This is a genomic window from Komagataeibacter melomenusus (assembly GCF_013155395.1).
Taxonomy (GTDB): Bacteria; Pseudomonadota; Alphaproteobacteria; order Acetobacterales; family Acetobacteraceae; genus Komagataeibacter; species Komagataeibacter melomenusus.
The window spans coordinates 60275-69931 of the sequence record NZ_JABJWC010000015.1 but is presented as its reverse complement, the minus strand read 5'-3'; the positions used below and the strand labels follow the sequence as shown (position 1 = coordinate 69931).

Here is a 9657-nt window from a genome sequence, read left to right as displayed (position 1 = left end):
GCTTGCCAAGGCACAGCGGTTCCATTTTCGCCCATTGGGCATCCGTCAATATCAAGCGATCCATATGCAGTTTAAAGCACATCAGGGACCTTGTGAAAAATCAATTCCAAACAGACCCTGAAAAAAGCTTCACCAAGAACTTTTATCGGCCTTCGTCCGCATTCGCGGCTTCAAGCTCTGTTTCGGCCTCCAGCCAGTCTTCCTCCGCGCGGTCATGTTCGCGCGCGATGGCGGCCAGGCGGGTGTTGAGCGCCGTCACTTCCTCGGGCTTGCCGGTTTCATACAGTTTCGGGTCGGCCAGGCGGGCTTCCAGCTTTGTGCGCTCGGCCACCAGCTTTGCCATAAGCTGCTCGGCATCGCGGATGCGCTTGCGCAGGGGGGCGGTGGCCTTGCGGGCCTCGGCGCGTTCGCGGCGGTCATCGCGCTTTGGGGCGGCGGCGGGGCGGTCAGGGTTGTTTGCTGCCACCGCGCGGGCGCGTTCGGTCAGCCAGACGCGGTATTCCGCCATGTCACCTTCAAACGGGCGCATCGTGCCATCGCCCACCAGCCATAGCCGGTCGGCCACGAGCTCAACCAGATGCGGGTCATGGCTGATCAGCAGCACCGCGCCCTCGAATTCGGCCAGGGCACGGATCAGCGCATCGCGCGCATCAAGGTCGAGGTGGTTGGTCGGTTCATCCAGGATCAGCAGGTGCGGGGCATCGCGCGTGGCCAGTGCCAGCAGCAGGCGGGCCTTCTCGCCGCCTGACAGGTCGCGCGTGGGGGTTTCGGCCCGCTCCGCATCCAGCCCGAAACGGGCAAGCTGCGCGCGCACGGCAGGCGGCGTGGCCTCGGGCAGGGCGCGGGCCATGTGGTCGACCGGGGTCTCGTCAGGCCGCAGTTCCTCGGCCTGATGCTGGGCAAAATAGCCCACCTTCAGCTTGGGGCTGTGCTGGATCGTGCCTGATTGTGGCGCAAGCCTGCCCGCGACCAGCTTGGCGAAGGTGGATTTGCCGTTGCCGTTGGCGCCAAGCAGGGCGATGCGGTCCTCCATGTCGATGCGCAGCGACAGGTTGGACAGGATGGTATGATCGCCATACCCCGCACGCACGCGCTCCATGGTCAGCATGGGGGGCGGCAGGGGCGAGGGCTCGGGGAAGGAGAAGTGGCTGGGCGTATCCTCCACCACGCTGTCGATCTGGGGCAGTTTTTCCAGCGCCTTGATGCGGGCCTGCGCCTGCTTGGCCTTGGTGGCCTTGGCGCGGAAACGATCGACAAAGGACTGCATGTGCGCGCGCTTGGCATTGATGCGCTCGGCCATGCGGGCCTGTTGCAGCGCCTGCTCGGTGCGGATGCGCACGAATTCCTCATACCCGCCGGGCGTAAGCGTGAGCTTGCCGTGGTCAAGATGGGCGATGGCATCCACCGCGCGGTCAAGCAGGCCGCGGTCGTGGCTGACAATCAGGGCAGCACCCCCAAAGCGGGCCAGCCAATTCTCGAGCCAGATCGTGGCTTCCAGATCAAGATGGTTGGTCGGCTCATCAAGCAGCAGCAGGTCGGGGTTAAGGAACAGCGCCGTCGCCAGCGCCACGCGCATGCGCCACCCGCCCGAAAAGTCGGATACCGGGCGGCCCTGGGCGCTGGCGTCAAAGCCGAGGCCGGACAGGATGGCGGCGGCGCGGGCAGGCGCGCTGTGGGCATCGATGGCCAGCAGGCGCTCGTGGATATCGGCAATGCGGGCGGGGTCGGTGCAGGTTTCGGATTCGGCCAGCAGGCTCGTGCGCTCGGTATCGCCCGCCAGCACGGTGTCGAGCAGGGAGCCGTAGCCGGTAGGCGCCTCCTGCTTGATGCGGGCCATGCGCGCACGGGCGGAAAGGTGAATGGTGCCGCCATCGGGCGCGATATCACCCGCAATGGCGGCCAGCAGCGTGGACTTGCCCGCCCCGTTGCGGCCCACGAGGCCGATCTTGCGGCCGGGGTCGATGCTCAGGCTCGCGCCATCAAGCAGGGTGCGCCCTGCAATGCGCAGGGTCAGGTCAGATATGACGAGCAGGCTCACGGGCGGAAAACTCCGGCAATAAAGGGGGGCATGGCTGGTTTCGTGCGGGTTTGTACCTACCAGTCTGCGGCGATATGCTCTAGATGGCGGTTGTAAGGTGATGTCGGCCTATGTCCAATGCCGCCTCGTATATTTTGCAACCTGTTGAAAGGAGCTGTCCCATGGCAGTCGAACGTACCCTCTCCATCATCAAGCCCGATGCGACCCGCCGTAACCTGACCGGCAAGATCAATGCCGTGTTCGAAGGCAATGGCCTGCGCATCGTTGCCCAGAAGCGCATCCAGCTGACCAAGGCGACCGCTGGCGCGTTCTATGAAGTGCACAAGGAGCGTCCGTTCTACAACGACCTCGTGTCCTTCATGATCTCCGGCCCGGTCGTGGTGCAGGTGCTTGAAGGCGAGAACGCCGTGCTGAAGAACCGCGAAGTGATGGGTGCGACCGACCCCAAGAAGGCCGAAGCCCACACCATCCGCGCCCAGTTTGCCGAGAGCATCGAAGCCAACTCCGTGCACGGTTCCGACAGCCTCGAGAACGCGAAGAACGAGATCTCCTTCTTCTTCGCTGGCACCGAGATCCTGCCCTGATCCTTCCCGATCAGTGACGGGCCGGGGTGTGATGCCCCGGTTACGGAAAAGCCGACCTGCGGGTCGGCTTTTTTTATGCCTGCGGGCGGATTGCCGCCTCAATATTTTATCGCACATAATGACATTGAAAAACGGAAAGGGCCGCACAGGCCGCAGCACAGGCCCGGCAAAGGACAGCAGAAGAGAAAAGTTTTTGGTGAAGCTTTTTTCAAAAAGCTTCGACCGGACGCTGTCCTGTCAAAAAAGGCAGCGCCGGGAAGCCTGTTTAAACTGACAGCAGGCTGTCAGCCGCGTCAGGCACGGGTGTCGTGGCCGGGGCCAGCACGCGGCGCAGGGCGGCGGGGTAGAGCCTGTGTTCCTGCACCAGCACGCGGGCGGCGAGCATGTCTGGCGTGTCGCCATCAAGCACGGGCACGGCGGCCTGGCCGATGACCGGGCCTTCATCCATGCCCTCGGTTACCCAATGCACGGTGCAGCCATGGATGCGGGTGCCGTTTTCCAGCGCGCGCTCATGCGTGTGCAGGCCGGGAAAGGCGGGGAGCAGGCTGGGGTGGATGTTGAGCATCCGCCCCTTCCACGCCGTGGTGAGGAAGGGCGTGAGCAGGCGCATGTAGCCCGCAAGGCAGATATACTCCACGCCTGCCGCCCGCAGCGTGGCATCGAGCGCGCGCTCGTGGCCCTCGCGGTCGCGGGGGTAGGCGCGGTGGTCGATGGCCCGTGCCTCAAGTCCTGCGGAACGGGCCACGTCCAGCCCCGGCGCGTCGGGGTTGTTGCTCAGCACCAGGGCGATGCGGGCTGGGTAGTCGGGTCGCGCACAGGCTTCGATCAGCGCGCGCATGTTGCTGCCGCGCCCGCTGATGAGGATGGCGATGGGGGTCTTTTGCATCGGGGCGGGGTCAGTCACGCAGTTCGGGCAGTTCATCAAAGGTCAGGGTGGCGGGGCTGTCCGGGCTCTCGCCCGGCGTGATGGTGCCGATGATGAAGGCCTGCTGCCCGCGCTCGGCCAGCTTCGCCATGGCGGCATCGGCATCGCGCACCACCAGCACCATGCCCACGCCGCAGTTGAACACGCGCAGCATTTCCTCGGTGGTGACATTGCCAATGCTGGCCAGCCACGGGAAGACCGGCGGCACCGGCCAGGCCGTGCCATCCAGCACGGCGCGCACGCCCTTGGGCAGCACGCGCGGCAGGTTGCCCGGCAGGCCGCCGCCGGTAATGTGGGCAGCACCCACCAGCAGGCCCGCGTGGTGCAGGTCGAGCACGGGGCGCACGTATAGCGTGGTGGGCGTCATCAGCGCCTCGCCCAGGGTCTGGCCCTCGGCAAACGGGCAGGGGGCATCCCAGCCCAGCCCGCTGCGCTTGACAATGTTGCGCACCAGCGAGAACCCGTTGGAATGCACGCCTGCCGATGGCAGCGCGATCAGCGTGTCACCGGGGCGGATATCGCCGGGCAGCAGCGCCGTGCGCTCGGCCGCACCGACCGAAAAGCCGGCCAGGTCGTAATGGCCGGGGCCGTACATGCCCGGCATCTCGGCGGTCTCGCCACCCACCAGCGCACAGCCCGACTCGGCGCAGCCCTTGGCTATGCCGCGCACCACCTTGGCGGCATCCTCGACGGCGAGCTTGCCGGTGGCGAAGTAGTCGAGGAAAAACAGCGGCGTTGCCCCCTGCACCACAAGGTCGTTCACGCACATGGCCACGAGGTCGATGCCCACGGTTTCATGCAGGCCGCTCTCGATGGCGATCATGAGCTTGGTGCCCACGCCATCGGTGCAGGATACGAGGATGGGATCGGAAAAACCGGCGGCCTTGAGGTCGAACAGCGCGCCGAATCCGCCAAGCCCGCCCATGGTGCCGGGGCGGTCCGTGGCCTTGGCCGCAGGCTTGATGACTTCGACAAGCGCGTCACCCGCGGCAATGTCCACCCCGGCATCGCGGTAGGTGGCGCTGGGCGCGTTGTCGGAGGCAGGGGTGGTCGGGCGGGGGGCGGACGTCATGCAGCAGGCCTTTTTCACAAGCAAACTATCACTTTCCCGGACTCCCTCGCGCAGGCTATGAAAACCGCCCTTGGAGCCGGGTTCAAACGGACTTCCGGCTTTCTTTACGTCATGGTGGGGCTGCGCACAAAGCGGTGGTTGAGCATACGAAGCTGAAAACGGATGAAAACACGCCTGCCGGGGTGATCGGGCAGATGGTGTTGCCGTTTGCCCACACGCCGCGTTTCCATGCTGCCGATTTCGTTTTTGCCCCCTCCAACGCCGCCGCCCGCAGCTGGCTGCTTGGCCCCACGCCCTGGCCCGAGCGCAGGCTGGCGCTGTGGGGCGCGGCGGGCACCGGCAAGACCCACCTGCTTGAAATCTGGGCCAACCGTCATGGCGCGCGGCTGCTGCATGGGGCTAGCCTGTCACGCGCGCATGTGGCGGCATTGTTCCCGGCCTGCGGGGCGCGGGTGCCGCTCATGGCCATTGCGCTCGACAGTGCGGATGAATGCGCCGATGAGCGCGCGCTCCTGCACCTGATCAATGCCGCGCGCGAGCATGGCATGGTGCTGCTGCTTGGCGCGCGCACGCCGCCCGCGCGCTGGGCGGTGGCCCTGCCGGACCTGGCCAGCCGGCTGCGCGCGACGATGGCGGTGGCCATTGGCCAGCCGGGCGACGGGCTGTTGCGTGTGCTGCTGCTGCGGCTTCTGGCCGAGCGGCAGATCGTGGTGGCACAGCCGGTGGTGGAGTGGCTGCTGCGCCGCCTGCCACGCACGGCGCTGGCCATGCAGGAGGCCGCGAACCGGCTGGATCACACGGCCCTTGCCTCGGGCCGCCCGGTCACCCGCGCCCTCGCCGCACACGCGCTGGCCGACCTGCTGCCGGTCGAACCGCCACGGCTCCCTTCCGACTGGAAAAACAGGGGCCCGCGCGTGTCATGAAAAATTCATGGGCCGCAGGCTGAAGCGCGCTGGCAGGCATCCCTTGAGGAATAAAAGGTTCCGGGTGCCGCCTTTTTTCAAAAAGGCGGTGTTCCCTTCAGGCATTTTGAAAAAAGCTTCACCAGAAACCGCGGGGTGCTGCCCTTAAGGGGGAGCGGAGCAAGCGCGGGCTTGGCGCTGGCCAAGAGGATGCTCCGTCGTCTAGAATCACTTGCAACAAGCAATGCCACCGCCGAACGGGAGCGCGAATCCATTGGCCAGAACGCCACGCAAGCCTGCCACGGGCGCAAGACCGGCGCCCCGCGCGCGCAGCCGCGCCACGTCCACCAAGACGGCAGGGCGGCAGGTCGCCCTGCGCGAAGCGCCTGAAACCCTGATCGACATCACATCGCCCGCCCGCTTCATCAACCGCGAACTCTCCTGGCTCGACTTCAACCAGCGCGTGGTTGACGAGGCCGACAACCCCCGCAACCCGTTGCTCGAGCGCGTGCGCTTCCTGTCGATCAGTGCTTCGAACCTTGATGAATTCTATTCCGTGCGCGTGGCCGGGCTTGTGGGGCAGGTGCGCGAGGGGCTGGTCAAGACCTCGCCCGATGGGCTGACACCGCAGCAGCAGCTTTCCGCCGTGCGCGAGCGGACGGGGCGGCTGTTGCAGGAGCAGCAGCGCATCTGGCGCGACCTGCAGCGCGAACTCGAGGCCGCGGGCGTGGTGGTGTGCGATGAGGTCTCGTTCACCGCCGAGGAGCAGGAATGGCTCGATAGCTGCTTCATGGAGCGCGTCTTCCCCGTGCTTACGCCGCTGGCCATCGACCCCGCCCATCCGCTGCCCTTCATCCCCAACATGGGCATAGCCCAGGCGCTGCGGCTGATGAATGCCGAGACCGGGCAGTTCGTGATGGAGGCGCTGATCCTGCTGCCCGCGCGCATCGAGCGTTTCATCCGCCTGCCTGCCGCCCTGTCGCCGCCCGGCGTTACGCGCTTCATCCTGCTCGAGCGCCTGATCGTGATGTGCATCGACCGCCTGTTCCCCGGCCTCGTGGCAGGCGACTGGGGCGTGATGCGCGTGGTGCGCGACACGGATGTGGAGTTCGAGGACGAGGCGGAGGATCTGGTCCGCTCCTATGAGAGCGCGCTCAAGCGGCGCAGGCGTGGCGTGGTGATCCATCTCGATATCGAATCGCGCATGCCCGAGGACCTGGCCCGCTCCATGGCCGACGGGCTTGCCCCCCCGCCTGATGAAGTGTTCGTGCAGTCCGGGCTGATCGGGGTGGTGGACCTCAAGCAGCTTATTGTCGATGACCGGCCCGACCTTCTGTTCCCGCCCTATACGCCGCGCTTCCCCGAGCGGATTGTCGATTGCGGGGGCGACTGCTTTGCCGCCATCCGCGCGCGCGACATGATCGTCCACCACCCGTTTGAAAGTTTTGACGTGGTGGTGCAGTTCCTGCGGCAGGCAGCGCTCGACCCCGCCGTGGTGGCGATCAAGCAGACACTGTACCGCACCTCGCGTGACAGCCCGATCGTCAAGGCGCTGATCGAGGCGGCGGAAGCAGGCAAGGCGGTCACCGCCATGGTGGAACTGCGCGCCCGGTTTGATGAGGAGGCAAACATCCGCCTCGCCCGCGCGCTCGAGGCGGCGGGCGTGCAGGTGGTCTTTGGCTTCTCCGACCTCAAGACCCACGCCAAGCTCAGCCTCGTGGTGCGGCGCGAGGGCAGTGGCCTGCGCTCGTACGCGCATTTCGGCACCGGCAACTACCATCCCATCACCGCGCGGATCTATACCGACCTGTCGTTCTTTACGTGCAACCCGGAGCTTGCGCGCGATTCGGCGCGGCTGTTCAACTACATGACCGGCTACGCCATGCCTGCGAAGATGGAGGCGATCGCGTTCTCGCCCGTGACCATCCGCCGCACGCTGGAAGACCTGATTGCAGGCGAGATCGCGCATGTGCAGGCGGGCAGGCCGGGGCAGATCTGGCTCAAGATGAACTCGCTGGTCGATCCCGACCTGATCGACCGGCTGTATGCCGCATCCAACGCGGGGGTGCGCATCGTGGCCGTGGTGCGCGGCATCTGCTGCCTGCGCCCCGGTGTTCCGGGCCTTTCGGAGAACATCAAGGTCAAGTCCATCGTGGGGCGCTTTTTGGAGCATGCGCGCATCTATGCCTTTGGCGACGGGCACCGCCTGCCGTCGAAGCAGGCGAAGCTGTACATTTCCTCGGCGGACTGGATGCAGCGCAACATGGACTGGCGGGTGGAAAGCATGGTGCCCATGCTCGACCCGCAAATTCATGCCCGCGTGCTTGACCAGATCATGATGATCGATCTCAAAGACAACCTGCAGTCGTGGATTCTACAGCGTAACGGGGTCTGGCGGCGGCTGGAGCCGGGGCGCAGGCCCTTTTCATCGCATGAGTATTTCATGGAGCATCCGGGCTATCCGGTGCGTGGCGCGCCAGAAGCCCCGATCCGGGTCAGCGCATCGCAGCCGTGGCATGCGGAACAGATTATTGAGGACTGAGGATTACGGCATGGGCACGCTCAAGGCAGGATGCGCTGGCAGCATATGGGGCGCGATGTGACGGGTGCTGGCGGGTTTCGCCGTTCGGCGGTCATTGATCTGGGTTCGAATTCCGTGCGCCTTGTGGTGTTTGACGGCATTTCGCGCAATCCGGCGCCCATCTTCAACGAGAAGGTCGTGCTCAGGCTGGGCCGGGGGCTCAACGCCACGGGCCGGCTGAACGAGGAGGCGGTGCCCCTGGCCATGGAGGTCATGGCCCGCTTCAACGCCATTGCGCGCGGCATGGAGGCCAGCCCGTTCGAGGTACTGGCCACGGCGGCGGTGCGTGACGCCACCAACGGACCGGAATTCGTGGCGGGGCTGAAATCACGCCTGCCCGGCGTGCCGATCCGCATATTGAGCGGAGAGGAGGAGGCCGATTATTCCGCCACCGGCGTGCTGTGCGGCATACCTGATGCCAACGGTCTGGTGGCTGATATTGGTGGTGGCTCCCTTGAGCTGATCCGGATTGAGAACGGGCGCAAGCGCGATGCCTGCACCCTGCCGCTGGGCGTGATCCGGCTCAATGACCGTGCCGATGGTGACCTGGCCCGCGCGCGCGCGCTGGTTGATGAAGACCTGGCCCGCGTGGACTGGCTGGAGGCCGTGCGCGGGCAGGATCTGTACCTGGTGGGCGGCGCCTTTCGGGCGCTGGCGCGCATGCAGATCGCGCGCACGGCCTATCCGCTCAATATCGTGCACCTGTACCAGCTTGCGCCCGACACCGCGCGCGAGATGACGGACTGGATCCTGAGCGCCAGCAAGCGCTCGATCGAGCGCCTGCCCGGCGTGCCGCGCAAGCGGCTTGATGATGCGCCCTTCGCCGCGACCGTGCTGCGCCGCCTCATGCGGCATGCGCAGCCTAATGGGCTGGTCTTCTGCGTCGATGGCCTGCGCGAGGGATGGTACATGCGCAATGTCGCCGCAAGTGTGGCCGATAACGACCCGCAGGATGCCGTGGCGCGTGAAATGTGCAGCATGCTCGGCCGCAGCATGCAGTTGCCCGAGCGTCTGGCGGACTGGACGGCCCCGCTCTTCTCCGATGATGACCCCGTGGCCGCCCGGCTGCGCGCGGTGGCGTGCTGGCTGTCGGATGTGGGGGCGCATGACCACCCGGAATACCGCGCCGAGCAGACCTACCTGCGCATCCTGCGCCTGCAGGGCGTGGGCTTTACGCATCAGGCGCGGGCGTTCCTGTCGCTTACGCTTGCGGTGCGCTACGGGGCCGACCTGTCGGTGGCATATCTGCAACCCTCGCGCCAGTTGCTGGACCCCGCGCAGTTTGCCCGTGCCGTGGTGCTGGGGCAGGCGCTGCGGCTGGCCTATACGGTGAGTGGCGGCACGGAGGCCCTGCTTGATGGCACGCGGCTGGAAATGGCGGGTGGCACGCTGTCGCTGCATTTCGCGCCGGGACGCGACGTGGTGCAGGGCGAGAGCGTGCGCCGCAGGCTCGAGCGCCTGGGCAGCGCCATGGACATGCCGGTGCGCATCCGCGATCATTAAGTGAGAAACTGAAGCAGAATAGAAGTGTCCAGAGCAGATCCAGTTTGAATGG

General features: G+C 66.0%; 7 protein-coding genes. 4 read left to right on the top strand and 3 right to left on the bottom strand.

Features of this window, described 5'->3' with window-relative positions; all coding sequences use genetic code 11:
- Positions 1-142 precede the first annotated feature (142 nt).
- Positions 143-2038 carry an ATP-binding cassette domain-containing protein gene (locus tag HNW77_RS07940; protein ID WP_172156691.1) on the bottom strand — a complete coding sequence of 632 codons (1896 nt, stop codon included), beginning with the start codon at positions 2036-2038 and terminating at the stop codon, positions 143-145.
- Positions 2039-2199: 161 nt separating this feature from the next.
- Here HNW77_RS07940 and ndk point away from each other — a divergent pair, with 161 nt between their 5' ends.
- A complete protein-coding gene (gene ndk, locus HNW77_RS07935) occupies positions 2200-2622 on the top strand; it encodes a nucleoside-diphosphate kinase (protein WP_010514331.1) in 423 nt (140 codons plus the stop codon).
- Between the two features lie 265 nt (positions 2623-2887).
- Here the strand turns inward: ndk and purN are convergent, their stop codons facing one another.
- Both purN and purM read right to left on the bottom strand, forming a co-directional pair.
- On the bottom strand, positions 2888-3508 hold the full coding sequence (gene purN / locus HNW77_RS07930; protein WP_172156690.1) for a phosphoribosylglycinamide formyltransferase: 621 nt from the start codon (positions 3506-3508) through the stop codon (positions 2888-2890).
- Positions 3509-3518: 10 nt separating this feature from the next.
- Entirely contained in the window at positions 3519-4619 is a 1101-nt protein-coding gene (purM, locus tag HNW77_RS07925) for a phosphoribosylformylglycinamidine cyclo-ligase (RefSeq protein WP_172156689.1), read from the bottom strand.
- 134 nt (positions 4620-4753) lie between these two features.
- Here purM and HNW77_RS07920 point away from each other — a divergent pair, with 134 nt between their 5' ends.
- The 3 genes from HNW77_RS07920 (at position 4754) to HNW77_RS07910 (ending at position 9605) form a co-directional block, all read left to right on the top strand.
- Entirely contained in the window at positions 4754-5542 is a 789-nt protein-coding gene (locus tag HNW77_RS07920) for a P-loop NTPase family protein (protein WP_172156688.1), read from the top strand.
- A gap of 223 nt (positions 5543-5765) precedes the next feature.
- The gene (locus HNW77_RS07915; protein ID WP_172156687.1) at positions 5766-8063 is read left to right on the top strand and encodes an RNA degradosome polyphosphate kinase; all 2298 of its coding nucleotides are present in this window, start codon (positions 5766-5768) and stop codon (positions 8061-8063) included.
- Positions 8064-8108: 45 nt separating this feature from the next.
- On the top strand, positions 8109-9605 hold the full coding sequence (locus HNW77_RS07910) for a Ppx/GppA family phosphatase (RefSeq protein ID WP_172156686.1): 1497 nt from the start codon (positions 8109-8111) through the stop codon (positions 9603-9605).
- Positions 9606-9657: the final 52 nt, after the last annotated feature.